General features: G+C 68.8%; 26 protein-coding genes. All 26 read right to left on the bottom strand.

What is annotated here, in order from left to right; translation table 11 throughout:
• Positions 1-4: 4 nt before the first annotated feature.
• The 26 genes from hisI to aroC all read right to left on the bottom strand — a co-directional run bounded on the left by hisI (position 5) and on the right by aroC (position 25,390).
• Positions 5-376 (bottom strand): phosphoribosyl-AMP cyclohydrolase, encoded by a 372-nt coding sequence (hisI, locus tag AC1C2U_RS03150; protein WP_495360261.1) that lies wholly within the window; start codon positions 374-376, stop codon positions 5-7.
• A complete protein-coding gene (hisF, locus tag AC1C2U_RS03155; RefSeq protein WP_495360262.1) occupies positions 373-1,134 on the bottom strand; it encodes an imidazole glycerol phosphate synthase subunit HisF in 762 nt (253 codons plus the stop codon). The genes hisI and hisF overlap by 4 nt, the downstream gene beginning before the upstream one ends.
• A 7-nt stretch (positions 1,135-1,141) precedes the next feature.
• On the bottom strand, positions 1,142-1,981 hold the full coding sequence (gene hisG, locus AC1C2U_RS03160; RefSeq protein WP_495360263.1) for an ATP phosphoribosyltransferase: 840 nt from the start codon (positions 1,979-1,981) through the stop codon (positions 1,142-1,144).
• Between the two features lie 61 nt (positions 1,982-2,042).
• Entirely contained in the window at positions 2,043-2,306 is a 264-nt protein-coding gene (locus AC1C2U_RS03165) for a phosphoribosyl-ATP diphosphatase (protein ID WP_108595435.1), read from the bottom strand.
• A 9-nt stretch (positions 2,307-2,315) separates the two neighbouring features.
• Positions 2,316-2,987: a ribulose-phosphate 3-epimerase gene (rpe, locus tag AC1C2U_RS03170; protein ID WP_495360264.1), complete on the bottom strand. Its 672-nt coding sequence runs from the start codon at positions 2,985-2,987 to the stop codon at positions 2,316-2,318.
• A 9-nt stretch (positions 2,988-2,996) separates the two neighbouring features.
• On the bottom strand, positions 2,997-4,442 hold the full coding sequence (locus tag AC1C2U_RS03175; protein WP_495360265.1) for an RsmB/NOP family class I SAM-dependent RNA methyltransferase: 1,446 nt from the start codon (positions 4,440-4,442) through the stop codon (positions 2,997-2,999).
• Positions 4,439-5,374: a methionyl-tRNA formyltransferase gene (gene fmt, locus AC1C2U_RS03180; RefSeq protein WP_495360266.1), complete on the bottom strand. Its 936-nt coding sequence runs from the start codon at positions 5,372-5,374 to the stop codon at positions 4,439-4,441. The genes AC1C2U_RS03175 and fmt overlap by 4 nt, the downstream gene beginning before the upstream one ends.
• A 47-nt stretch (positions 5,375-5,421) precedes the next feature.
• A complete protein-coding gene (locus tag AC1C2U_RS03185) occupies positions 5,422-5,985 on the bottom strand; it encodes a dTDP-4-dehydrorhamnose 3,5-epimerase family protein (RefSeq protein WP_495360267.1) in 564 nt (187 codons plus the stop codon).
• Between the two features lie 124 nt (positions 5,986-6,109).
• Positions 6,110-8,068, bottom strand: a complete 1,959-nt coding sequence (locus AC1C2U_RS03190; protein WP_495360268.1) for a primosomal protein N' family DNA-binding protein — start codon at positions 8,066-8,068, stop codon at positions 6,110-6,112.
• Between the two features lies 1 nt (position 8,069).
• Positions 8,070-9,263 (bottom strand): methionine adenosyltransferase, encoded by a 1,194-nt coding sequence (gene metK, locus AC1C2U_RS03195; RefSeq protein ID WP_495360269.1) that lies wholly within the window; start codon positions 9,261-9,263, stop codon positions 8,070-8,072.
• Positions 9,260-10,537 carry a bifunctional phosphopantothenoylcysteine decarboxylase/phosphopantothenate--cysteine ligase CoaBC gene (gene coaBC, locus AC1C2U_RS03200; protein ID WP_495360270.1) on the bottom strand — a complete coding sequence of 426 codons (1,278 nt, stop codon included), beginning with the start codon at positions 10,535-10,537 and terminating at the stop codon, positions 9,260-9,262. The genes metK and coaBC overlap by 4 nt, the downstream gene beginning before the upstream one ends.
• 13 nt (positions 10,538-10,550) lie before the next feature.
• Positions 10,551-10,808, bottom strand: coding sequence for a DNA-directed RNA polymerase subunit omega (gene rpoZ / locus AC1C2U_RS03205; protein WP_022891987.1), 258 nt, complete (start codon positions 10,806-10,808; stop codon positions 10,551-10,553).
• Positions 10,809-10,871: 63 nt separating this feature from the next.
• Positions 10,872-11,807, bottom strand: coding sequence for a guanylate kinase (gene gmk / locus AC1C2U_RS03210; protein ID WP_495360271.1), 936 nt, complete (start codon positions 11,805-11,807; stop codon positions 10,872-10,874).
• The gene (pyrF, locus tag AC1C2U_RS03215) at positions 11,800-12,678 is read right to left on the bottom strand and encodes an orotidine-5'-phosphate decarboxylase (protein ID WP_495360272.1); all 879 of its coding nucleotides are present in this window, start codon (positions 12,676-12,678) and stop codon (positions 11,800-11,802) included. Before pyrF ends, gmk begins: the two co-directional genes overlap by 8 nt.
• A complete protein-coding gene (gene carB / locus AC1C2U_RS03220) occupies positions 12,675-15,962 on the bottom strand; it encodes a carbamoyl-phosphate synthase large subunit (protein ID WP_495360273.1) in 3,288 nt (1,095 codons plus the stop codon). The genes pyrF and carB overlap by 4 nt, the downstream gene beginning before the upstream one ends.
• Complete coding sequence (carA, locus tag AC1C2U_RS03225) at positions 15,962-17,173, bottom strand: glutamine-hydrolyzing carbamoyl-phosphate synthase small subunit (protein ID WP_495360274.1); 1,212 nt, start codon at positions 17,171-17,173, stop codon at positions 15,962-15,964. Before carA ends, carB begins: the two co-directional genes overlap by 1 nt.
• Entirely contained in the window at positions 17,166-17,897 is a 732-nt protein-coding gene (locus AC1C2U_RS03230; protein WP_495360275.1) for a PH-like domain-containing protein, read from the bottom strand. The genes carA and AC1C2U_RS03230 overlap by 8 nt, the downstream gene beginning before the upstream one ends.
• Positions 17,890-19,230, bottom strand: a complete 1,341-nt coding sequence (locus tag AC1C2U_RS03235) for a dihydroorotase (protein WP_495360276.1) — start codon at positions 19,228-19,230, stop codon at positions 17,890-17,892. Before AC1C2U_RS03235 ends, AC1C2U_RS03230 begins: the two co-directional genes overlap by 8 nt.
• The gene (locus AC1C2U_RS03240; RefSeq protein WP_495360277.1) at positions 19,230-20,180 is read right to left on the bottom strand and encodes an aspartate carbamoyltransferase catalytic subunit; all 951 of its coding nucleotides are present in this window, start codon (positions 20,178-20,180) and stop codon (positions 19,230-19,232) included. Before AC1C2U_RS03240 ends, AC1C2U_RS03235 begins: the two co-directional genes overlap by 1 nt.
• On the bottom strand, positions 20,180-20,725 hold the full coding sequence (gene pyrR / locus AC1C2U_RS03245; protein ID WP_495360278.1) for a bifunctional pyr operon transcriptional regulator/uracil phosphoribosyltransferase PyrR: 546 nt from the start codon (positions 20,723-20,725) through the stop codon (positions 20,180-20,182). Before pyrR ends, AC1C2U_RS03240 begins: the two co-directional genes overlap by 1 nt.
• Before the next feature lie 242 nt (positions 20,726-20,967).
• Entirely contained in the window at positions 20,968-21,381 is a 414-nt protein-coding gene (gene nusB / locus AC1C2U_RS03250) for a transcription antitermination factor NusB (protein WP_495360279.1), read from the bottom strand.
• Entirely contained in the window at positions 21,381-21,944 is a 564-nt protein-coding gene (efp, locus tag AC1C2U_RS03255) for an elongation factor P (RefSeq protein ID WP_495360280.1), read from the bottom strand. The genes nusB and efp overlap by 1 nt, the downstream gene beginning before the upstream one ends.
• A 130-nt stretch (positions 21,945-22,074) precedes the next feature.
• Complete coding sequence (locus AC1C2U_RS03260; protein WP_495360281.1) at positions 22,075-22,512, bottom strand: type II 3-dehydroquinate dehydratase; 438 nt, start codon at positions 22,510-22,512, stop codon at positions 22,075-22,077.
• A 64-nt stretch (positions 22,513-22,576) separates the two neighbouring features.
• On the bottom strand, positions 22,577-23,662 hold the full coding sequence (gene aroB, locus AC1C2U_RS03265) for a 3-dehydroquinate synthase (protein ID WP_495360282.1): 1,086 nt from the start codon (positions 23,660-23,662) through the stop codon (positions 22,577-22,579).
• Positions 23,659-24,192, bottom strand: coding sequence for a shikimate kinase (locus AC1C2U_RS03270; protein ID WP_495360283.1), 534 nt, complete (start codon positions 24,190-24,192; stop codon positions 23,659-23,661). The genes aroB and AC1C2U_RS03270 overlap by 4 nt, the downstream gene beginning before the upstream one ends.
• A complete protein-coding gene (gene aroC, locus AC1C2U_RS03275; RefSeq protein WP_495360284.1) occupies positions 24,170-25,390 on the bottom strand; it encodes a chorismate synthase in 1,221 nt (406 codons plus the stop codon). The genes AC1C2U_RS03270 and aroC overlap by 23 nt, the downstream gene beginning before the upstream one ends.
• Positions 25,391-25,425: the final 35 nt, after the last annotated feature.

Raw genomic sequence — 25,425 nt, forward strand, 5'->3', positions numbered from 1 at the left:
CAAGTCAGTCGGCGGGTGGGAACCCCGGGGTCACGGCGATCGGGTCGCCGTCGAAGCACGTGCGAGTGCCGGTGTGGCACGCGGCACCGACCTGCTCAACCTTCACCAGCAGGGTGTCGGCGTCGCAGTCAAGGGCGGCCGAGCGTACGTACTGCACGTGGCCAGAGGTGTCGCCCTTGCGCCAGTACTCCCGCCGCGATCGCGACCAGAACGTCACGCGGCCCTCGGTCAGCGTGCGCCGCAGCGCCTCGCGATCCATCCAGCCGAGCATCAGCACCTCGCCCGTGTCCCATTGCTGGATCACCGCGGGCAATAGGCCGTCACCGTTGAACACCGCTCGTTCGAGCGCCGCATCGACCGTCGATTCCGTGGTCATCGCACTATCCTCCCATCGGCCGCCAGTGCGGCCTTCACCTCGCCGATGGTCACCTCGCCATTGTGGAACACGGATGCCGCGAGCACCGCATCGGCACCGGCCGCGATGGCCGGTGCGAAGTCGCCGACCGCGCCCGCTCCACCCGAGGCGATGACCGGCACGCTCGACAGCTCGTGCATGAGGGCCGTGAGTTCGAGGTCGAACCCCGCCTTCGTGCCGTCGGCGTCGATCGAGTTGACGAGCAACTCCCCCGCGCCGAGTTCGATGGCCCGGCGCGCCCAGTCGAGCGCGTCGAGGTCGGTCTCGGTTCGGCCGCCGTGCGTCGTCACCACGAAACCCGACGCCGTGCGACCCGAGCGCTTGACGTCGAGTGAGAGCACGAGCACCTGTGCGCCGAAGCGGTCGGCGATCTCAGCGATCAGCGGCGGGCGCGCGATCGCGGCGCTGTTCACGCCGATCTTGTCGGCGCCATGGCCCTGCAATCGCGCGACGTCGTCGGTCGAGCGGATCCCGCCCCCGACCGTGAGCGGGATGAAGACCTGTTCGGCCACCCGCTGCACCATGTCGTAGGTCGTCGAGCGATCGTCGACGGTCGCGGTGACGTCGAGGAACGTGAGCTCGTCGGCGCCCTGTTCGGCGTAGCGGGCAGCGAGCTCGACGGGGTCTCCGGCATCACGCAGGTTCTGGAAGTTGACGCCTTTCACCACGCGGCCTGCTGCTACGTCGAGGCATGGGATCACACGGACGGCGAGAGACACGGTGGCCTCACAACCGTGCCGCGTGGATGGCGCTGACGAGGATCGCCCGTGCACCGAGCTCGTAGAGCTCATCCATGACGTGGTTCATCTCGGCGCGAGCGATCATGACTCGCACCGCGACCCACTCGGGGTCGTGCAGCGGCGACACGGTCGGCGATTCGAATCCCGGAGCGGCAGCCGTGGCGCGCTCGAGGTGCTCCACCGGCACGTCGTAGTCGAGCAGCACGTACTGGCGCGCGACGAGCACTCCCTGCAGCCGTCGCAGCAACGTCGACGCACCGGGCTTGTCGACGCCCGAGCCGATGAGCACGGCCTCGGAGTCGAGAATGACGGGACCGAAGATCTCGAGGCCTGCCGCGCGAAGCGTCGAGCCCGTGGAGACGACGTCGGCGACGGCGTCCGCGACGCCGAGCCGCACAGCGGATTCGACCGCGCCGTCGAGCTTCACGAGCTTGGCGGTGACACCGTGACCGGCGAGGAACGCCCCCACGAGACCCGGGTAGCTCGTGGCCACGCGAACGCCTTCGAGCTCGGAAAGCTCGACGAAGCCGCCCGCCGGCCCGGCGAAGCGGAATGTCGAGTCGCCGAATCCGAGCGGCGCGATCTCTACGGCATCCGACCCGGAATCGAGCAGGAGGTCGCGACCCGTGATGCCGACATCGAGCGCGCCGGAGCCCACGTACGTCGCGATGTCGCGCGGGCGCAGGTAGAAGAACTCGACCCCGTTGCGGGGGTCGGCGGCGTGCAGGTCGCGGGGGTCGCGGCGTCCGGTGTACCCGGCCTCCCACAACATCTGCGCGGCGGTTTCAGCGAGCGAGCCCTTGTTGGGCACAGCGATTCGGAGCATGTTCTGTCTCTGGTTCTCGGCAATACTGCCGTGTCGACGGTTCTGATCGGCCATGGGCGTTTCAGAGATGTCGGTACACGTCGGCGGGCGAGAGCCCCTTCGCGAGCATCAGCACCTGCAGGTGGTAGAGGAGCTGCGAGATCTCTTCAGCTGTCTCGTCGTCGCTCTGGTACTCGGCGGCCATCCACACCTCGGCCGCCTCCTCGACGATCTTCTTGCCGATGGCGTGCACGCCGGCGTCGAGCTCGCGCACCGTGCCGGAACCCTCTGGTCGGGTTCGGGCTTTGTCTGCGAGCTCGACGAAGAGGTCGTCGAAGGTCTTCACTCTTCTAGGCTACCGGTGCGTCTGGGCGTGCGCGGACGCGACGTCACGAAGCTCGGCGATGCGCTCGGCCGGCACCTCGGCCCCGAAGACCGCCGAACCCGCGACGAAGGTGTTCGCGCCGGCCTCGGCGGCGATGCCGATCGTGTCGAGCGAGATGCCGCCGTCGACCTGCAGCCACACGTCGAGGCCGGTCTCACGCACCGCGCTCGCGAGCCGGGTGAGCTTCGGCATCGTCTCGGGCATGAACGACTGACCGCCGAAGCCGGGCTCGACGGTCATCACGAGCACCTGGTCGAACTCTGGCAGGAGTTCGAGGTAGGGCTCGACATCAGTGCCGGGCTTGAGAGCGATGCCCGCGCGCGCGCCGATCTCGCGGAGTCGCCGCGCAAGTGCCACGGGGTCGGCGGCGGCCTCGGCATGGAACGTCACCGAGAACGCACCCGTCTCGGCGTAGCCGGGCGCCCAGTGGTCGGGATCGTCGATCATGAGGTGCACATCGAGCGGAATCGGGCTCACCTCTTGCAACCGCCCGACCATCTGCGGACCGAAGGTGAGGTTCGGCACGAAATGGTTGTCCATCACGTCGACGTGCACGAGGTCGGCACTCGCGATGCGCCCGAGCTCGCGCTCGAGGTTCGCGAAGTCGGCAGCGAGGATGCTCGGGTTGATCCGCGTCGTCATGCAGCCACCCTACCGATCGGTGCCCGCCGGTGAAGGTGCGTCGTGCTGCTTCTGCACGAGGGCGATGAACATCGCGTCGGTGCCGTGCCGGTGCGGCCAGAGCTGCACCGTCTCAGCCTCGCCTGCGAGGTCGAGCGGATGCCGCGACAGCCCCTCGACCACGGCACGCGTGTCGAGCTGACGAGCTGATGCGCCTGCTCGTCGAAGCGCCGCGGCGAGCGTGCCCTGCGTCTCGGCGGTATGCGGCGAGCAGGTGACGTACGCGAGGATCCCGCCGGGCGCGAGCGCGGCGAACGCGCTGTCGAACAGCTCGCCCTGGAGTTTGGTCAACTCGGCGACATCCGATGGGGCCTTGCGCCATCTCGCCTCGGGGCGGCGGCGGAGCGCGCCGAGTCCGGTACACGGTGCATCGAGCAGGATGCGATCGAAGCCGGCGGGCGCGCCGAGCGCCTCGAGGTCGAGGTCACGGCCATCGCCGACGTGAACATCGACCGAGAGCGGCACTCCGGTGATCGCCTTGCGCACGAGCTCCGCCCGAACCGGCACGGTCTCCGTCGCCGACAGCGCGGCCCCACCCGTCAGCGCCTCCGCGGCGAGCACCGCGGTCTTGCCGCCCGGGCCGGCGCAGAGGTCGAGCCAGTGCTCGCCCGCACGCACGGGCATGGCACGACTGAGCGCGAGTGCCGCGAGCTGGGAGCCCTCGTCTTGCACGCGGATGCGGCCGCCGGAGCCCTCGGCAGCGGCGATCGGGTCGTCGGCGACCGCGCCGATCGGTGAGAACCGATCGGGTTCGAATCCCTCGATGCCATCGGTGTCGACATCGAGCCCCGGCAGCACGGCGAGATTCACCCGGGGCGAGGCGTTGTCGGCGTCGAGCAGCGATTCCAGCTCATCGGCGCGACCCTCGCGCTCGAGCGCGGTGCGGAGCGCTCGCACAATCCACTCGGGATGGCTCGCCACCGCGGCGAGGCGGGCATCTTCGCCGACAGCACCCTCGGCGACGAGCTCACGCCATGTTTCGGGCGACGATCGCGAGATCGTGCGCAGCACCGCGTTCACGAACCCGGCGGCCTTCGGTGACGCCCTCCGCGCGAGCTCGACCTGCTCGTTGACGGCGGCGTGCGTGGCGACCCTGGTTGCGAGCAACTGGTGCGCGCCAAGCCGCAGCACATCGAGCACCGCTGGGTCGATGGCGCCGACGGGGCGATTCGCGGCGAGCTCGATGACGCGATCGTAGAACCCCTGCATGCGCAGCGTGCCGTAGGTCAACTCGGTCGCGAAGGCCGCGTCGGCGCGACTCAGGCCGGCACGGCGGATGCGAGCAGGCAGGAGGAGGTTCGCGTAGGCCTCATCGGTTCGCACAGCTTCGAGTACGTCGACGGCGACGAGGCGTGCGGGCGAGATCCGAGCACCCGTGCCGCCGCCGGTGCTGCGCGGCCGGCCAGTCCCACTCATCGGGCCACCCCCACGGTCTGGGCGGCGCCGCGCCACCAGTCGCCCGCGTCCATCGCCGGCTTTCCTGCGGGTTGTACCCGGCGCAGCTCGAGCGGCGTCGTGGCCGTGCCGATCAGCAGGCGTCGTGCAGCGAGGGTGATCTCGCCGGGCGCGAGCGCCGGGACATCCGCCGCATCGTCGACGCCGTCGAGCCCCAGTATCTTGACTCGCTGCCCGTCGACCGTCGTCCATGCGCCCGGCTCGGGCGTCACTCCGCGGTAACGCGCTCGCACCTCCGACGCAGGGTGCGACCAGTCGAGGCGTGCGTCGTCGATCGTGAGCTTCGGCGCGAGACTCGGCTCTCCGTGCTGAGGCACGGCGCGCGCCACCCCCTCGGCGATGCCGTCGACCACACCGGCCAACAGCGCCGCCCCCGAAACGGCGAGTTCCTCGAGCAGTTCTCCGGCCGTCTCGTCACCGCCGAGCGGTCGTTCGTGCATCGCGAAGACGTCGCCCGCATCGAGATCGGGCACGAGCTGGAACACGGATGCGCCAGCGACGGTGTCCCCCGCGATGAGAGAGTGCTGCACGGGCGCGGCCCCACGCCAAGTGGGCAGGAGTGAGAAGTGCAGGTTGATCCAGCCGTGCGCGGGCGTCGAGAGAAGCGGCTCGCGTACGAGCCCGCCGTAGGCCACGATGACGCCGAGATCGGGCGCGAGCTCGACGATGCGCGCAGTCGCGTCGGCATCGAGTCGATTGGTCTCGATGAGCGGCAACTGCAGGCGTGCCGCCGCCTGCGCGACGGGCGATGGGGTCAGCACGCGCTTGCGACCGAGGGGTGCCGGCTGTCGTGTGACGACTCCGACGAGATCATGGCGGCTCGCCGAGAGGCGCTCGAGTGATGGGACGGCCGCGGCAGGAGTGCCGGCGAAGATGATGCGGAGCTTCTGCACACTCCATTGTCGCCGACGAACGAGCGGCTACGGGACCCGGACCGAGCTCAGATTGAGATCGGCTCGACATCCCGGAGGAACGGATGAGTCTCGTCCTTGTCCGACAGAACGGCGTCACCGAGCGGGATCGGCCAGTCCACCGCGAGCTCCGGGTCGGCCAGATTCACGAAGGTGTACAACTCGTAGGCGTCGGGGGTCCAGTGTCGGTTCACGCTGTAGAGGTAGTGGAGTGCGCTCAAGCACTGATACGAGTTCGCGACACCTGCTGGAACGAAGACCGCGTTGTCCGGGCGGAGTTCAGTCGTCACGATCCTCCCGAACGTCTCCCCCGCTCTGAGGTCCACATATGCAGCGAAGGCGGTGCCGTCGATGATCGAGATGTACTTGTCCCACGGTTCGGCGTGAAACCCCCGAGTCGATGCCCGCTCATTGAAGGCGACGCTGGTCTGGACGACGTCGAACGCCGCAGGAAGCCCCGCGCCGACCAGTTTCTCGCGATGGTACTTCTCCTGAAACCATCCTCGAGAATCTTCGACACGGGTCACATCGAACACGAGCAGTCCGGGAATCTCCGTCGTCCTGCCAGTGAACTGCGTGGTCGATGAACCCATCCTCAGCGCCTCCGTGCTCGAACGTCCCAAACCCGCGAGTCGCTTGACCAACCGCGAGAACCACCCCACGATAGCGCCCCGAAGTCATGCCGATTCGACGCGCCGAACGCTGAAGACCGTGCGGCTACGGAACCTCGGGATCGTCGAAGCGCACCCGAAGCACCGACGGTCGCTTCGGCGGCCGACCCGTGACCGGCCGCCGTCGCTCCGTCGCGACCCGGATCATCTCTGCGCGCAGCGCCTTCGCGACCGCCCCGCCGGCCGAGTAGTCGAACCGCACGATCGCCCGCTCGAGTCCTTCGTCGGCGGGCACCGGACCGAGTGCATCGACGCCCTCGGCCGCGGCCTGTGCCGCCGTGAGCGCCTGCGCGACCAAAGCGGGCGCAGCCGTCACGCTCGCCACACGCACGGCGGGAGGGAAACGCAGCGCCCGGCGAGCCGCGAGCTCTCCGCTCGCCCACTCGGGCTGACGCCACGACGCCAGCGCGGTCGCCAGCGCTCCCGCGACCCCGACGAGGAAGACCGGCGACCCCGGCGCTGCGAGCGCCGCGGCATTCGACCACCATCGCAGGCAGTCCTCGGCAACGCGGAGGGACTCGCGCAGCAGCATCCGCTCGCCGTCGAGGAGGAGCACCGCGCGGTAGCCGCCGTCAGCGATCGGCTCGGCACCGCGCGTCGCCACCACCAGGGCCGGTTCAGCACCCACCCTGAGCACCGGACGCTCCCCGTCGGAGAGAATGACCCTGGCAGTCGGGAATGCCCGACCGAGCTCTTCCGCCGTGCGGCTCGCCCCGACTGTGACGGCACGCAGCTTGACGCCCTCGCAGACCGGGCATCGCCACGTACTCGCACTCGTGCCGCAGAGGACGCAACGCGGGTCACCACCGCTGCGCGGCACGACCAGTGCGCCGCCGCACGCGGTGCACCGCGCCGGTTCACGGCAACGATCGCAGGCGAGCAGCGGCGCGTGGCCGGGACGAGAGACCTGCACGAGCACCGGCCCCTCACGGATCGCCTGCTGCGCCGCTCGCCAAGCGCTCGACGGGATGCGCGCCGAACCGGGGGCGGGCGCCGACTGCTGCTCGGTCGGGATGACGCGGGGTCGAACATGCTTGACGGCAGGCACCTCCCGCGCCCAACCGATCTCGACGAGACGCTCGACCTCGACGCTGCGCGTGTGACCGAGGAACACGAGCGCCGCGCCCGACTGCTCCTGCCGGATGAGCGCAGCATCGCGCGGGTGCACGCCGGGTGAGAGCTGCTCGTTCTGCAGCGAGTCGCCGTCGTCCCACATGGCGATGAGGCCGAGCCTGGTCGCGGGAGCGTAGACGGTCGAACGGTTGCCGATGATGACGCGGGCCTCGGGCGCGGTCGCGTCGAGGAAGGCACGGAAGCGCTCACCGCCCGTCTGACGCGCATCGGTGCGCAGCACGCGTCGAGGGTCGACGCGATCGGCCAGGGCGGCCTGAAGCTGCTCCTGATCCCGGTAGTCGGGCACGATGATGAGACTCGAGCGATCGGCGGCGAGCGTATGAGCGGCCGCGGCCGCGAGCGTCGCGGCCCACGCACCGACCCACTCCCCCGAGCCGAGCCGTACCGGCCGAGGGTCTGCGGCCAGCGACATCCGCTCGCCCGCGTCGATGCCGGTCTCGAGACGGCCTGCCTCATAGCCGGGAATCGCCGCCGGCGGGGCCGGCAGCTCGCCTGGGTCGGGTTCTGCTGCACGCCACGCCCGCTCGGCCCGCACATAGCGGCTGGGAATCGCCAACCGCAGGATGTCGCCGGCGTTGCCGGCAGCGCGATCTGAGGCCGCGCGGGCCAGCGCCCACACCTCGGGCATGAGCAACGGCACCTCGGAGACGACGTCTTCGAGCTCGCTCAGCCGCCCCGCGAACTCACTCGTCTCTGCGACCTCGACGAGCCAGCCGTTCGCGATGCGCCCACCCGACCGCAATGGAACCCGAACTCGCACCCCCGCGACGGCCGCCTCGCGGAGCCGCTCGGGCACCGCGTAGTCGAAGAGCTGGTCGAGTTGAGGCAGTGGCGAGTCGACGAGCACACGGGCGACGGAGCCGCCTGCCACGTCAGATCCTGGCTGCGGTGCGGAGATCGTCGACGCGGTCGAGGCGCTCCCATGTGAAATCGGGCAGCTCCCGGCCGAAGTGGCCGTAGCTCGCGGTCTGCGCGTAGATCGGCCGGAGCAGATCGAGGTCGCGGATGATCGCCGCAGGACGCAGGTCGAACACCTCACGGATCGCGGCGATGATCTGCTCGTCAGGCAGCTTTCCTGTGCCGAAGGTCTCGACGTAGAGCCCCACGGGCGCTGCCTTGCCGATGGCGTACGCGACCTGCAGTTCGAGCCGGTCGGCGAGCCCTGCGGCGACCGCGTTCTTGGCGACCCAGCGCATTGCGTATGCCGCCGAACGGTCGACCTTCGAAGGGTCCTTTCCACTGAAGGCGCCGCCGCCATGCCGGCTCGCGCCGCCGTAGGTATCGATGATGATCTTGCGCCCGGTCAGCCCGGCGTCGCCCTGCGGCCCGCCGATCTCGAAGCGGCCCGTGGGGTTGATGAGCACGTCGAGCTCTGGGCGCATGAGTTCGACCGTGTCGAGCACCGGGCGGATCACGAGCTCTTCGACCTCGACCCGGAGCTGCTCGGTCGAGACGGCACGAGTGTGCTGCGTCGAGAGCACTACAGTCTCGATCGTCTTGGGCACCTGCCCGTCGTAGCCGACCGTGACCTGGGTCTTGCCGTCGGGGCGAAGGTACTCGAGCTCGCCGTTCTTACGTACGGCCGCGAGTCGCTCGGCGAGTCGATGCGCGAGCCAGATCGGCACCGGCATGAGTTCTGGAGTCTCACGCGTGGCGTAGCCGAACATGATGCCCTGGTCGCCGGCGCCCTGTTGGTCGAGCGCGTCGTCGCTGTCTCGTTCACGGGACTCGAACGCGTGGTCGACGCCCTGGGCGATGTCGGGTGACTGACCCCCGATCGACACCGAGACTCCGCAGGAGCGGCCGTCGAACCACGCGTCGGATGAGTCGTAACCGATCGACGTGACGCGCTCGCGCACGATCGCTGGGATCTCGACGTAACCGCGCGTCGTGACCTCGCCCGCGACATGCACGAGGCCCGTGGTCACGAGGGTTTCGACCGCAACTCGGCTCGTCGGGTCTTGACGCAGGAGCGCGTCGAGGATCGAATCGGAGATCTGGTCGCAGAGCTTGTCGGGGTGCCCCTCGGTGACGGACTCGGACGTGAAGAGGCGGAGTGCGCTCATACGGGATCGGATTCCTTCGTGGTCGTCGCGGCACGCGCCGCAGTCGTCAGTTCCGAGACAACCACGTCGAGGATGTCATGCGCCACCGACAATTTCGTTCCGTGCGCTCGCGTGACGACGACGCCGTCGGTGCCGATGACGACGACCTGGTTCTCGTCGCTCGCGAAACCCTCGTTCCAGCCGACCCGATTCACGACGAGCAGGTCTGCGCCCTTCGCATCGCGCTTGGCTCGGCCGAGCGCGAGCAATCGTTCGTCGTCGACCTCGGTCTCGGCCGCGAAGCCGACGAGCAGGGTGCCGTCATGCGGTGCATGACCGAGGCCCGCGAGGATGTCGGGGTTGCGCACGAGTTCGATCGTGAGCCCGTCGTCGCTCTGGTCTTTCTTGATCTTCGCTTCGCTCACCGTCGCGGGACGGTAGTCGGCCACGGCCGCAGCCATCACGACGACATCGGCGCCCGATGTCGCCTCGGTCACCGCGCGCTGCAGTTCGAGCGCGGTCGAGACACGGCGGATGTCGCAACCGTCGGGTTCGGCGACCTCGAGGTTCGCCGCGATGAGCGTGACGCGCGCGCCCCGCGCCCGCGCTGCCTCGGCGATCGCGGTTCCCTGCTTGCCACTCGAACGGTTGCCGAGGAAACGCACGGGATCGAGCGGTTCGCGCGTGCCGCCGGCGGTGACGACGACGTGCAGTCCCGAGAGGTCACTGCGATCGGCGGATGCCGCGGCCGCGCCGCTCTCGCCGAGCGCACGCTCGAGTGCCGCGCGCACGATTTCACCGGGTTCCTCCATGCGACCCGGCCCACTGTCGGTTCCGGTGAGCTGGCCGACCGCCGGACCGACGATCGTGACGCCGCGGGCACGCAGCGTCGCGATGTTCGCCTGGGTGGCGGGGTGACGCCACATCTCGGTGTGCATGGCAGGTGCGATGACGACGGGCGCCTCGCTTGCGAGCACCGAGTTGCCGAGCAGGTCGTCGGCAAGGCCCGCTGCGAGTTTCGCGATCGAATTCGCCGTCGCCGGAGCGATGACGATGAGGTCGGCCGCCTGACCGATGGCGACGTGCCGCACCTCGGAGACGCCCTCGTACAGCTCGGTGTGCACAGGGTTGCGCGAGATCGCCTCGAGCGTGGGCTTGCCGACGAAGCGCAGTGCGCCTTCGGTCGGCACGACGTGCACGTCATGCCCCGCGAGCACGAGCGCGCGAACGACGCCGACGGCTTTATAGGCGGCGATGCCGCCCGTGATGCCGACGACGATGTTGAGCCGAGTCATCCGGCCCTCCGGATCACTCGGCGATCGGGCGGAGCCGGAGCTTGTCTTCGTTGATCTCGTGCAGCGCGACCGAGAGGGGCTTGTCGTCGATCGACGAATCGACGAGCGGGCCCACGTTGTCGAAGAGGCTTCCTTCGTGCAGGTCGGCGTAGTAGTCGTTGATCTGACGTGCACGCTTCGACGCGAAGATGACGAGCTGGTACTTCGAGTCGACCTTGGAGAGCAGGTCGTCGATGGGCGGATCGATGATGCCGGACAGCTTCTCAGCCATGAAATGACTCCTTGATCGTGGGGTGCACACCCGCAGTGCGCGGAAAGTCGTGGCGAGGGCAGCTCAACGCCGACCCTTGCGAGATCTCATCAAGTCTACGACCTCTTGCGCGGCTTCGGCGACGTCGTGGTTGACGACCTGGTAATCGAACTCGTCGACCGCGGCCAGTTCAACCCTCGCTGTCTCGAGTCTGCGCTGTTGTTCGGCCGGGCTTTCAGTGCCCCGACCGACGAGCCGTCGCACGAGTTCGTCCCAGCTCGGCGGGAGCAGGAAGACGAGGGTCGCCTCGGGCGCAGCCCGTCGTACCGACCGGGCTCCCTGGATATCGATCTCGAGCAGCACGCTGTTGCCGGCGGCGATGGCCTCTTCGACTGCCTTGCGAGGTGTGCCGTAGCGGGACGCGTTGTGGACCGTGGCCCACTCGAGCAACTCGCCGCCCTCGACCATCCGATCGAATTCGGCATCGTCGACGAAGAAGTAGCTTTCGCCCTCGACTTCGCCGGGTCGGGGCTTTCGTGTCGTCGCCGACACCGAGAGTCGCACGTCGGGGTGATGACGACGGATGTATTCGGCCACAGTGCCTTTGCCCACCGCCGTGGGACCGGCGAGCACGACGAGCCGGTCGCCGGTGCCGCCGTGCGCGGCGACCCAATCGGCGAGGAACTCCCGCAGACGCCGCCGCTGCAGCCGGCCGAGACCGCCCAGACGCTTCGACGTGGAGATCTCGAGTTCCTCCATGATGCGTGCCGACTTCGTCTGGCCGATCGCAGGGATGGAAGTCAGGAACTCGGTCACCCGCAGTCGCCCCTCGACCCCGTCGGGTGACTCGAATGCCTCACGCAGCACGTCGAGTGGACTCCGCGAGCCGGCCGCGATCGCGGACTTGACCGTGGCCCGCGCACGACGCGCAGCCACGGCGGCGCGGGATGCCGCGACCCGGTCGACCTCGGGCGGAGCCTGCCGCGTCGCGGCGGCGGCGGCGGATTCATGCTCAGACACTCGCGGCCCCCACTTCGTCGACGCGACGGGTGATCGCCTCTGCGAGGCCGTCGGGCCCGGCGCTGAGAATCGACCGTGATTCGCTGACGATGACGCCGGCGGCGAGCGATCCGTAGATCGCCCGGAGGTCGGAGAGCTCTGCCCCCTGATATCCGAAGCCCGGCGCCAGCACCGGCAAGCCGGGTCTCGGCGGGTCGGCATCGAGATCGATGCCGAACGTGCGGGGGTCGACGGTCGCTCCGAGCACCACGCCCACCGAGCCGAGCGGCCGGCTCGTGGCATCCGCTCGCCCCTGGTTCCAGCCGATGACGCCGGAGGTGATGGCCTGCGCGACCGTGAAGCCCTCGCGGCTCGATTGCTGCAGCACCGCCCGCTGGATGGCCGCCGCCTCGGGGTTGGAGGTCGCGGCGAGCACGAAGACGCCCTTGCCTGCCGACTCGGCTGCGGTCAGGACGCCCTCGAGCGAACCCAGGCCCTGGTAGGCGCTGACGGTCATCGCATCGGCCTCGAGGCTCGATCCGGGTCGCAGCCACGCCTGGCCGTACGCCTCGACACTCGTGTCGAGATCGCCGCGCTTCACGTCGGCGATGATGAGCACCCCGGCGTCGCGCGCCTCGGCAAGCACCCGCTCGAGCGCCGCGTACCCCGCTGCACCGTGTCGTTCGAAGAACGCCACTTGCGGCTTCACGATGCCCACGCGACCGGAAGCGGCCTCGACCACGCGCAAGCCGAACTCCCGCACTCCCTCGGCCGAGTCGGGCAGGCCCCACGCGTCGAGGAGTGAGGCGTGCGGGTCGATGCCGACGCACAGCTTGCCGTACGCGGCGAAGACGGCCTCGAGCCGTTCGCCGAAAAGCTGCTGGCCGCTCATGCGTTCGCCTCCCGTCGGAGCTGGTATTCCTGCAGGCTCGTGACCTCGAAGCCCTCGCGCTGCACGTCGAGCGACGCGACCGCCGCCGAGAGCTCGGCGATGGTCGTGAACAGCGGGATGTCGGCGGCGACGGCCGCCGCGCGGATCTCGTAGCCATCGGCGCGCGACGAACGCCCGCTCGGGGTGTTCACCACCACGTCGACCTCGCCGCGGTGGATGAGCTCGACCACGGAAGCCGCGTCTTCGCTCGTCTTCTCGCTGAATTTCAGCACCTCCTGCGCCCGGATGCCGTTGCGCCGCAGTACCTCGGCGGTGCCCTCGGTTGCTGCGATGTCATAACCGAGTTGCTGCAGGCGGAGCACGGGGAGGATGATCGAACGCTTGTCGCGGTCGGAGACCGAGACGAAGACCGTGCCCGACGTCGGCATTCCGCCGTACGCGGCGAGCTGGCTCTTCGCGAACGCAGTCGGGAAGTCCTTGTCGATGCCCATGACCTCGCCGGTCGAACGCATCTCAGGCCCGAGCACGGAGTCGACCATGATGCCTTCGCGGGTGCGGAAGCGGTGGAAGGGCAGCACAGCCTCCTTCACTGCGACCGGCGCATCGAGCGGCACGCGCGAGCCGTCGGATGCCGGCAGCATGCCCTCTTCGATGAGCTCGGCGACGGTCGCGCCGACCATGATGCGCGAAGCCGCCTTCGCGAGCGGGATACCGAGCGCCTTGGAGACGAACGGGACGGTGCGGCTCGCTCGCGGGTTGGCCTCGAGCACGTAGAGCACGCCGGCGCCGATCGCGAACTGCACGTTGAGCAGGCCCCGCACCCCGATACCCTCGGCGATGGCGCGCGTCGCCACGCGCACGCGGTCGACCTCTGCACGCCCGAGGGTCACGGGCGGCAGGGTGCAGCTCGAGTCGCCGGAGTGGATGCCGGCCTCCTCGATGTGCTCCATGACGCCGCCGATGTACAGGTCGGTGCCGTCGTAGAGTGCGTCGACGTCGATCTCGATCGCGTCGTCGAGGAACCGGTCGACGAGCAGCGGATGACTCGGGCCGACGATGCCCTGGCCCTCGATGCGGTCGAAGTAGTCGGCGAGCGAGGGCGAGTCGTAGACGATCTCCATGCCACGCCCGCCGAGCACGTAGCTCGGGCGCACGAGCACGGGGTAGCCGATGCCCTCTGCGACCTGCACCGCGCCGGCGACGTCGAGGGCCGTGCCGTTCTTCGGCGCGAGCAGCCCGGCCGCATCGAGGATGCCGGAAAAGCGGCCGCGCTCTTCGGCGAGGTCGATCGCGTCGGGGGTCGTGCCGAGGATCGGGATGCCCGCAGCCTCGAGGCCCTTCGCGAGACCGAGCGCCGTCTGGCCGCCCAGTTGCACTACGACCCCGACGAGTTCACCGGACTGCGACTCGGCGTGGATAACCTCGAGCACGTCTTCGAGGGTGAGCGGCTCGAAGTAGAGCCGGTCGCTCGTGTCGTAATCGGTCGAGACCGTCTCTGGGTTGCAGTTGATCATGATCGTCTCGAAGCCAGCCGCCGAGAGGGCGAACGAGGCGTGCACGCAGGAGTAGTCGAACTCGACGCCCTGGCCGATGCGGTTCGGGCCGGAACCGAGGATCACGACCTTCTTGCGATCGCTCGGTTCGACCTCGGTCTCCTGGTCGTAGCTCGAATAGTGGTAGGGCGTGAGCGCCGGGAACTCCCCCGCGCAGGTGTCGACGGTCTTGTACACCGGCCGGATGCCGAGGATGTGCCGCACCTCGCGGGCGTCGGTCTCGCCGAAGCCGCGGAGCTGTCCGATCTGCGCGTCGGAGAACCCGTGGTTCTTCGCGAGCAGCAGGAGTTCGGTGTCGAGGTTCTCAGCTGCCGCGATCGTCTCTGCGACCTCATTGATGAGCACGATCTGGTCGAGGAACCAAGGGTCGATCTTCGTCGACTCGAAGAGCTGCTCGAGGGTGGCGCCCTTGCGAAGCGCCTGCTGCACGAGCACGATGCGACCGTCGGTCGGTGTGCCGGATGCCTCGACGAGCTCGTCGGCCGTGCGGGCCTCGTCTCCCCAGTGGAACGAGGAACCGCGCTTCTCGAGCGAGCGGAGCGCCTTCTGCAGCGCCGTCGCGTAGTTGCGGCCGATCGCCATGGCCTCGCCGACCGACTTCATGGTCGTCGTGAGCGTCGGGTCGGCGGCCGGGAACTTCTCGAACGCGAACCGGGGCACCTTCACGACGACGTAGTCGAGTGTCGGCTCGAAGCTCGCGGGCGTGACCCGCGTGATGTCGTTGGGAATCTCGTCGAGACGGTAGCCGATCGCGAGCTTCGCGGCGATCTTGGCGATCGGGAAGCCGGTCGCCTTCGATGCCAGCGCACTCGAACGCGACACACGGGGATTCATCTCGATGACGATGATGCGTCCGTCGGCGGGGTCGATCGCGAACTGGATGTTGCAGCCCCCGGTGTCGACGCCCACTGCCCGGATGATGTCGATGGCGATGTCGCGGAGCTTCTGGTACTCGCGATCGGTCAGCGTGAGTGCCGGCGCGACCGTGATCGAGTCGCCCGTGTGCACGCCGACAGGGTCGACGTTCTCGATCGAGCAGACGACGACCGTGTTGTCGGCCGTGTCGCGCATGAGTTCGAGTTCGTATTCCTTCCACCCGAGGATCGACTCCTCGAGGAGCACCTCGCTCGTGGGCGAATCATGCAGGCCTTGCGTGACGATGCGCACGAGGTCTTCCTCGGTGTGGGCGAAGCCGGATCCGAGACCGCCCATCGTGAACGACGGGCGCACGACGAGCGGGTAGCCGAGATCGAGGGCGAACTCCTTCGCCTGCTCGAGCGTCTTCACGACGTGCGAGCGCGCGACCTCGGCGCCGATCTCGATCACGAGGTCTTTGAAGAGCTGGCGGTCTTCACCCTTGCGGATGGCGTCGACCTTGGCGCCGATGAGTTCGACGCCGTGCTTCTCGAGGATGCCGGCGTCGTGCAACGCGATCGCTGCGTTCAACGCCGTCTGCCCGCCGAGCGTCGGCAGTACCGCGTCGGGCTTCTCCTTGATGATGATCGACTCGATGATCTCGGGCGTGATCGGCTCGATGTAGGTCGCGTCGGCGAAGTCGGGGTCGGTCATGATCGTCGCCGGGTTGGGGTTGACGAGGATGACCCGCACGCCCTCCGCCCGGAGCACACGGCACGCCTGGGTGCCCGAATAGTCGAACTCGGCGGCCTGGCCGATGACGATCGGACCCGATCCGATGACGAGGACGCTGTTGATGTCGTCGCGCTTGGGCATCAGTTGCCTGCCTCCTGGCTGGTCTCGGTGGTTGGCGACTCGCCCTGATCCTGCGGCCTGCCCGGAGCTTGTCGAAGGGTGACCATGTCGCGGAATCGATCGAAGAGGTAGTTCGCGTCGTGCGGGCCGGCCGCGGACTCGGGATGGTATTGCACGCTGAACGCGGGGATGTCGAGGCAGTTCAATCCCTCGACGACGTTGTCGTTGAGGCCGTAGTGGCTCACTTCGACGCGGCCGAAGCCTTCGCTGGACTCGCTCACCCGGTCGATCGGCGCGTCCACTGCGAAACCGTGGTTGTGCGCCGTGATCTCGACGCGACCGGTGGCCTTGTCGAGCACGGGCTGGTTGATACCGCGGTGGCCGAACGGCAGCTTGTACGTGCCGAAGCCGAGGGCCCGGCCGAGTAGCTGGTTGCCGAAGCAGATGCCGAAGTAGGGCAGCCCTTCACGCAGCGTGGTGCGCAGCAGTTCGACATGGCGGTCGGATGCCGCGGGGTCGCCCGGCCCGTTGGAGAAGAACAGTGCGTCGGGGGCGAGGGCGAGCACTTCTTCAGCAGTGATCGACTGCGGCACGACGTGCACCTCGAAGCCGCGCTCGGCGAGGTACTTCAGGGTCGAGGTCTTGACGCCGAGGTCGAGCACCGCGACCGATCCGACCCGCTCGCCTTCGGCGGGCAGCGTGTAGGCCTCCGTGGTCGAGACCGCGCTCGACAGGTTCGCGCCGACCATGGGCGCCGCGCCTTGCACGAGGTCGAGCTGCTCCCCAGGGGTCAGCAGCGCGTCGTCGCCCGAGAAGACGCCTGCACGCATGGCACCCGCGGAGCGGAGATGGCGAGTAAGCGCTCGGGTGTCGATGCCGCTGATGCCGACGACGCCCGCGGCCGTGAGATCGTCGTCGAGACTCCGCTGCGAGCGGAAGTTCGACACGACCCGTGACGGGTCGCGCACGATGAACCCCGCCACCCAGATGCGGCCGGACTCCATGTCTTCGTCGTTCATGCCCGTGTTGCCGATATGCGGCGCGGTCATCATCACGATCTGGCCCGCGTACGACGGGTCGGTGAGGGTCTCCTGATAGCCGGTCATGCCGGTGGCGAAGACCGCCTCGCCGAGCGTGCGGCCGCGCGCGCCGTAGGCGCGCCCGTCGTAGCGGCGTCCGTCTTCGAGGACGAGCACGGCGGTGTCGCTCGTGCCTGCTGGGGTCTCAGTCATTCGAGGCCTCACTCTCCTGCTCTGGCCGCGGCGCGACTGGCGCTACGGCGATGTCCTCTGACCGCGGCGCGGCTGGCGCTGCGGCGATGTCCTCTGACCGAAGCGCGGCTGGCGCTGCGGCGATGTCCTCTGACCGAAGCGCGGCTGGCGCTGCGGCGATGTCCTCTGACCGCGGCGCGGCTGGCGCTGCGGCGATGTCGTCTGACCGCGGCGCGGCTGGCGCTGCGGCGATGTCGTTGACGGCCTGGATGATTCTGGCCGGGTCGCCCGGATACCGGGCGCGCACGTAACTGTCGACGCGAGGTTCGGCCTCAGCCGGGCCTCGCTCCTGGGCGATCCAGGTGAGGGCGATGAGACCCTCGGGCTCGACGCCGCGGTCGATCGCGTAGCTCGCGAGTTCGGCGCCGACCAGCCGGTCGGCCGGGACGAAGGTCGTCGACTCCCCCGCGATGCGGAGGATGATCCCTTCGGGGAGCACTTCGATGCGGGCAGAGCCGCGGAACGCGAGACCGTGCACGGCGAGACGCTCGAGCGGCTCGCCGACAGGTGTCGTCGCGACGTAGAGCACCTCGGTCTCGAGCACGGGCGTACCGCGCGTCGCCGGCTCGGGATACGACCCGAGGGTCTCGTCGCGCACGGTGCGGCGCTTCCAGGAGCGGTACATCAGCCAGCCGGCGACACCGACGATGACGACCGCGACCACGATGCCCATCCACTTATCCATGCTGGACCTCCCGCGCCACCGCGAGCCGGGCGACCTCGTCGTGTGGGCGCACCTCGCCGTCGAGGAACGTCGGGTAGCCGCCGTGGAAGGTCGCGACGACGCGGCCGGGCAGGCTCCGCCCGAGGTACGGCGAGTTCGTGCTGCGGCCGGCGAGGCGGTCGAGGTCGAATACGGATGCCGCGGCGGGGTCGTACAGCGTCAGCTCAGGTGCGGCCCCGACGGCGATCGACTCACCGTGCCCGCGGAGTCGGCCGATTCGTGCAGGGGCGGCCGACATCACGCGCGCGACATCCGCCCAGCCCATGAGCCCCGTCTCGACGACGGCGGCGTGCACGACCGCGAGCGCCGACTCGAGACCGACCATGCCGTTCGCCGCAGCCTGCCATTCGCTCTCTTTCGCCTCGACCGGATGCGGGGCATGGTCGGTCGCGACGATGTCGATCGTGCCGTCGGCCAGTGCCGCGCGCAGCGCCTCGACGTCTTCAGGGCGGCGCAACGGCGGGTTGACCTTGAAGCGGGGGTCGTAACCGGCGATGAGTTCCTCGGTGAGGAGGAGGTGGTGGGGAGTCACCTCGGCGGTCACGTCGATGCCACGGGCCTTCGCCCAGCGGATCACCTCGACGGAACCGGCGGTCGAGACGTGGCAGACGTGCAGCCGCGACCCGACGTGCTCGGCGAGGAGCACATCGCGGGCGATGATCGACTCCTCGGCGACGGCCGGCCAGCCGGCGAGGCCGAGTTCGCCCGAGAGCGCCCCCTCGTTCATCTGAGCGCCCTCCGTCAGGCGCGGTTCCTGCGCGTGCTGGGCGATGACGCCGTCGAAGGCCTTCACGTACTCGAGGGCGCGGCGCATGAGCAGCGGGTCGGAGACGCAGAAGCCGTCGTCGGAGAAGACGCGCACATTCGCACGAGAACGGGCCATCGCGCCGAGCTCGGCGAGTTGTTCGCCCTTGAGCCCCACGGTCACCGCACCGATCGGCTGCACGGTGGCGTAGCCGGCGGCCCGGCCGAGACTGGCCTCCTGCTCGACGACCCCGGCCGTGTCTGCCACGGGGAAGGTGTTCGCCATCGCGAACACGGCGGTGAACCCGCCGGCCGCAGCGGCCTGGGTGCCTGTGAGCACCGTCTCGCTCTGTTCGTAGCCCGGCTCGCGCAGGTGCGTGTGCAGGTCGACGAGGCCGGGAAGGGCGACGAGCCCTTCGGCGTCGATCACCGTTGCGCCCGCGGCATCCGCAATCCGACCGACCTCGGCGATGATGCCGCCATCGAGGAGGATGTCGGCGCGTTCGCCGTCGGGCAGACTGGCGCCCGTGATCAGGAAACGCTCGTTCATCAGGCATCCCCCCGATCGCCGGACAGCAAAAGGTACAGGGCGGCCATTCTCACTGAAACTCCGTTCGCAACCTGCTCGCGCACCGTCGACTGCGGGGAGTCGGCTGCACGAGCGGCGATCTCCAGCCCACGATTCATCGGGCCGGGATGCATGACCATCGTACTGGGGGGCAGTGCGTCGAACCTGGCGTCGTCGAGGCCCCAGGTTCGCGCGTACTCGCGACTGTTCGGAAAGAACGCCGCGTGCATGCGCTCTGCCTGAATACGAAGCATCATGACGACGTCGGGCGTGCCTCGCAGCGCCGCGTCGAGGTCGTACCCGACACGAGCGGGCCAGGCCGTCGTATCGACGGGCACGAGCGTCGGCGGAGCGACGAGCTCGACCTCGGCACCGAGGGTCGCGAGGAGCCAGACGTTCGACCGTGCGACACGCGAATGCAGGATGTCGCCCACGATGACGACGCGAACTCCGTCGAGCGCCCGCCCACGCGAAGCGCTGCCGTGGAGGCGCCGGCGCATCGTGAACGCGTCGAGCAGCGCTTGGGTGGGGTGCTCGTGGGTTCCATCGCCGGCGTTCACGACGCCGGCGTCGATCCATCCGCTCGTCGCGAGCGTGTACGGCGCACCCGAAGCATGGTGGCGGATGACGACGCCGTCGGCGCCCATCGCCTGCAGGGTCTGCGCCGTGTCCTTCAGGCTCTCGCCCTTCGAGACGCTCGAGCCCTTCGCGCCGAAATTGATGACGTCTGCGGAGAGCCGTTTCGCGGCCGCTTCGAACGAGATGCGGGTGCGCGTGGAGTCCTCGAAGAAGAGGTTCACGACCGTCTTGCCGCGCAACGTCGGCAGCTTCTTGACCTCGCGCTCCTGCACTGCGGCCATGTCTTCGGCGATGTCGAGCAGCTCGATCGCCTGCTCGCGCGACAACTCGCGGGTGCTCAGCAGGTGACGCATCACTCCTCGCCCTCGTCGATCGTCACGCCGTCTTCGCCGTCGATCTCGGCGAGGCGCACGTTGATGCGCTCTCGGGTCGAACTCGGCAGGTTCTTGCCGACGAAGTCGGCACGGATCGGGAACTCGCGGTGACCACGGTCGACGAGCACCGCGAGCCGCACCGCGCGAGCACGGCCGAGGTCGCTCAGGGCGTCGAACGCTGCGCGGATCGTGCGGCCCGAGTACAGCACGTCGTCGACGAGCACGACCGTCTTGCCGTCGATTCCGCCCGGTGGCAGCTCGGTCGGCTGCGGCGTGCGCGTGCGGGTACGCGTGAGATCGTCGCGGTACATCGTCACGTCGAGCGCCCCGGCGGGCGCCGGCGGAGTGTGCGGTTCGATGCGGGCGATCGTCTCGGCGATTCGACGGGCGAGGAACACGCCCCTGGTAGGGATGCCGAGGATGACGAGATCGGAGCTACCACGATTGGACTCGAGGATCTCGTGCGAGATGCGGGTCAGCGCCCGCGAGATGTCAGCTTGACTCAGCACAGCACGTGCCATCAAACGACTCCCTTCTCCGCCTCACAGGACGGCCTTAAAGGTTGTCAACTTCGGCAAGTCTATCGTGTCGCACGAGCGGGCACTGCCGAACGGACGCTGCGTTCAGCGGCGGCGGCCGTCCACGGGGTACGTGGCGCCGGGGTCGACGGAAGCGCTCGGAGGCATCCGATCGCGCCGTTTCGACCTCAGTCGTTCGAGGATTTGCAGCATCGCGCCCGCGACCAAGTCGCCGAACGCCCGCGCCGTCAGGCCTTCGCGTGCGAGATCGCCGCGAGCAGGCCGTTGACGAAGCCGGCCGAGTCGTCGGTCGAGAGCACGGTGGCCGCCTCGACGGCTTCGGAGATCGCCACGCCGTCGGGCACGGCGTCGTTGTGAGTGATCTCCCACACGCCGATGCGCAGGATCGCCCGGTCGACGGCGGGCATGCGCTCGATCGTCCATCCGTGCGAGTTCGTCTCGATGAGTTCGTCGATCTCCGCACGGTGATCGACGATGCCGTCGACGATCTCGCGGGCGTACAGCCACGAGGCGGCTCGTTCAGGCTCTCCGACGGCTTTCTCCGCCTCGACGACGAGCATCTCCTCGACCGGCACTTGGCGCATGTCGGCGGAGTACAGCATGTCGAGCGCGCGTTTGCGTGCTTTGGTTCGAGCGCTCACTAGTCGTTCACTCGGCCGAGGTAGTCGCCCGTGCGGGTGTCGACCTTGACCTTCGTGCCGGTCTCGAGGAAGAGCGGCACCTGGATCTCGTAGCCGGTCTCAACTGTGGCAGGCTTCGTGCCGCCCGTCGAGCGGTCGCCCTGCAGGCCGGGCTCGGTGTAGGTGATCTCGAGCACGACCGATGCGGGCAGGTCGACGTACAGCGGGTTGCCGTTGTTCAGCGCGATCGTGACTGCCTGGTTCTCGAGCATGAAGTTCGCGGCGTCGCCCACGACCGTGCCGGGCACGGTGATCTGGTCGTAGTCGCTCGTGTCCATGAACACGAATCCGTCGCCGTCGGCGTACAGGTAGGTGAAGTCGCGGCGGTCGACGTTCTCGATCTCGATCTTCGTGCCCGCGTTGTAGGTGCGATCGACGGTCTTGCCGGTGACGACGTTCTTGAGCTTCGTCCGCACGAACGCACCGCCCTTGCCGGGCTTGACGTGCTGGAACTCGATGACGTTCCAGAGCTGGCCGTCGATGGAGAGGACGACGCCGTTCTTGATGTCAGCGGTGCTTGCCATGCGTGTGTGTTCCATTCGGTAGCGAAAAAGGCTCGGCCTGAGTCGGCCGCAGAAGTACAGTCGGTCGAGTTTAGTCGCTCGGTTCCAGCTGCGCCAATGCGGGCGGATGCTGCGGTGCGGAGTGTGCGCGTCAGGCGTGACGCAGCAACCAGTCGACCGCGAGACGATACGAATCGCCGCCGAAACCGGCGATGACGCCGGTCGCCACGCCGGAGATCACACTCGTGTGACGGAACGTCTCGCGAGTATGCGGGTTGGTGAGATGCACCTCGACGAGCGGCAGGCCCGCCTGCTTCAACTGGGCAGCGGCGTCACGGAGCGCGTAGCTGTAATGGGTGAACGCGGCCGGGTTCAACACGACGGGAAGCCGCCGATCAACGGCCTCGTGGATCCAGCCGATGAGTTCGGCCTCGTCGTCGCTCTGGCGCAGGTCGATCTCGACCTCGTCTGATCTGAAGCCGGCGAGCGAGGCACGAATGTCGGCGAGGCTCTCACTGCCGTAGATCTCGGGTTCGCGGGCGCCGAGCCGGCCGAGGTTCGGGCCGTTGAGCACGAGGATCGTCGTCATGCGAAAAGCCTAGCGTCGAGGCCCCCTTCGACAGACTCAGGGGGAACACCGTCGCCCTGTTCGTTCAGGAGGCGATCTCCTGGTAGGCAGCGAAGAGGAGCGACTGGTCGGGCGCGAGCATGACGGTCGGCTTCGCGAGGTCGTCGAGCACGATGAATCGGAGCTGGCCGGCGCGGGCTTTCTTGTCGCGCTGCATGGTTGCGAGCAGGGTGCTCCAGCGTCCGGCGGGGTACGACGTCGGCAGGCTCAACAGGTCGAGAACCCGTTTGTGTCGATCGGCGACCTCGTCGGAGAGGCGGCCGGAGAGGCGGCCGAGCTCGGCCGCGAACGACATGCCGACCGCGACGGCAGCGCCGTGCCGCCATTGGTACCGCTCGGCGTGCTCGACCGCGTGGCCGAGGGTGTGCCCGTAGTTCAGGATCTCGCGCAGCCCCTGCTCGGTGAGGTCTTCGGAGACGACGTCGGCCTTCATCTGAATCGCGAGCTCGACGACGCGCCGGAACTCGGGCGTCGCCGGGTCGGTCGCGGCCTCGGGATCGGCCTCGATGATGTCGAGAATCTCGGGGTAGCGGATGAAGCCCGCCTTCACGATCTCGGCGAAGCCGGCGAGGATCTCGTTCTTCGGCAGTGTGTCGAGCACGTCGAGGTCGCAGATCACGGCAACGGGCGGGTGGAAGGCCCCGACCAGGTTCTTGCCCTCGTTGGTGTTGATGCCGGTCTTACCTCCCACAGCTGCGTCGACCATGCCGAGCACCGTGGTCGGCACCTGCACGACCCGCACTCCGCGGAGCCACGTCGCAGCGACGAATCCTGCGAGATCGGTGACCGCTCCCCCACCGAAGCCGACGATCGCGTCGGTTCGAGTGAAGTCGGCCTGCCCGAGCACCTGCCAGCAGAATGCGGCGACCTCGACACGCTTGCCGGCTTCGGCGTCGGGCACCTCGGCGAGCAGCACCTGGTACCGGTCGGAGAGCGCTTCGCGCAGCTCGGCGGCGCGAGCACCGAGCGTCGCAGGGTGCACGATGAGCACTTTCGTCGGTGCCGTGCCGAGCACATCGCCGAGCTCGGCGATCACTCCTCGGCCCACGATCGCGTCATAGCCCGATTCGCCGCCGACGCGGATGCTCGTGCGTGCCTCGTCTGCCGTCATCGTGTTCCTCCGAAGTGCTCGGTGATGTCGTCGACGATCCGCGCGACCGAGCGGCGCGAGGTGTCGATGCCGAGATCGGCCAGTGCTTCGTAGATGGGGCGGCGCGCCTCGAGGATCGCCGTCCAGCGCTCGAGGCCGCCTTCGGCGAGAAGGGGACGGTTGCCGCCGGCGAGTCTGGGGGTGACTGCTGATGCCGAAACCTGGAGCCACACCACGGGCAGGTCGGCCAGGTCGTCGCGAGTGTCGGCGTGCAGCACGGCGCCGCCGCCGAGCGAGACGACCGCCTCCTCACGGAGCGCCTCGACGACGACCTCGCGCTCGACGATGCGGAAGTACTCCTCACCCTCGCGTTCGAAGATCTCCTCGATCGGTCCGTAGCGGTCGACGATGCGCAGATCGGTGTCGATGAACGGTGCACCGACGGATGTCGCGAGCCGCTGTCCGACCCGGGACTTGCCCGCGCCCATCGGGCCGACGAGCACGATCGGCAGGGCGAGGCGCGACGTCTCAGGCACCGTCTGCCGCGGCATCCGCCGATGCGACCGCCGTGCGGAGGGTTTCGGGAATCGCAGCGAGGTATGAGTCGAGGTTGCGGCGCGTCTCGGCGACCGAGTCGCCGCCGAACTTCTCGAGCACCGCGTTCGCGAGCGTGAGGGCGACCATCGCTTCGGCGACGACGCCGGCAGCGGGCACGGCGACGACATCGGAGCGCTGGTGGTGCGCTGCGGCGGCCTCCCCCGTGGCCACGTCGACGGTCGGCAGCGCGTGCGGGATGGTCGCGATCGGCTTCATGCCGGCTCGCACGCGCAACACGGTGCCGGTGGACATGCCACCCTCGGTTCCGCCCGCGCGGTCGCTCGAACGCGAGATACGCCCGTCTGCGACGTGCAGTTCGTCGTGTGCCGCAGAGCCGCGTCGCGTCGTCGTGAGGAAGCCGTCTCCGACCTCCACCCCCTTGATCGCCTGGATGCCCATGAGGGCAGCGGCGAGTTGCGAATCGAGCCGGCGGTCCCAGTGCACGTGCGAACCAAGACCGGGCGGCACGCCATAGGCGAGCACTTCGACCACGCCGCCGAGGGTGTCGCCCTCCTTGTGGGCGAGGTCGACCTCGGCGACCATCGCGACCGAAGTCTCAGGGTCGAAACAGCGCAACGGATCGCCGTCGAGACGGTCGACGTCGTCTGGCATGGGCAGCGGGCGCCCCTCGGGCACTCGTACCGGCCCGATCGCGAGCGTGTGCGCGACGAGTCGGATGCCGAGTTCTCCGAGGAACGAGCGGGCGACGGCACCGAGCGCGACGCGGGCGGCGGTCTCACGGGCGCTCGCCCGCTCGAGCACGGGCCTGGCCTCGTCGAAGCCGTACTTCTGCATGCCGACGAGGTCGGCGTGCCCCGGCCTCGGGCGAGTCAGCGGCGCACCGCGACCGCGCCCGAGCTTGGCAGGGTCGATCGGCTCGGGGCTCATGACCTCTTGCCACTTCGGCCATTCGGTGTTGCCGATGCGCAGCGCGATCGGACTGCCGAGACTCAGGCCGTGCCGCACGCCACCCGAGATCGCGAGCTCGTCTTGCTCGAACTTCATGCGGGCACCCCGGCCGTAGCCGAGCTTGCGTCGCGCGAGGTCGGCGCGAATATCGTCGAGCGAAACGGGGATACCGGCGGGAAGACCCTCGAGGATCGCGACGAGCTCAGGGCCGTGCGACTCTCCGGCAGTGAGCCAACGGAGCATGCTCCCATCCTTCCACAGGCTCACGCACGAGACTT

The sequence above is a fragment of the Agromyces sp. Y575 genome, from assembly GCF_059445445.1.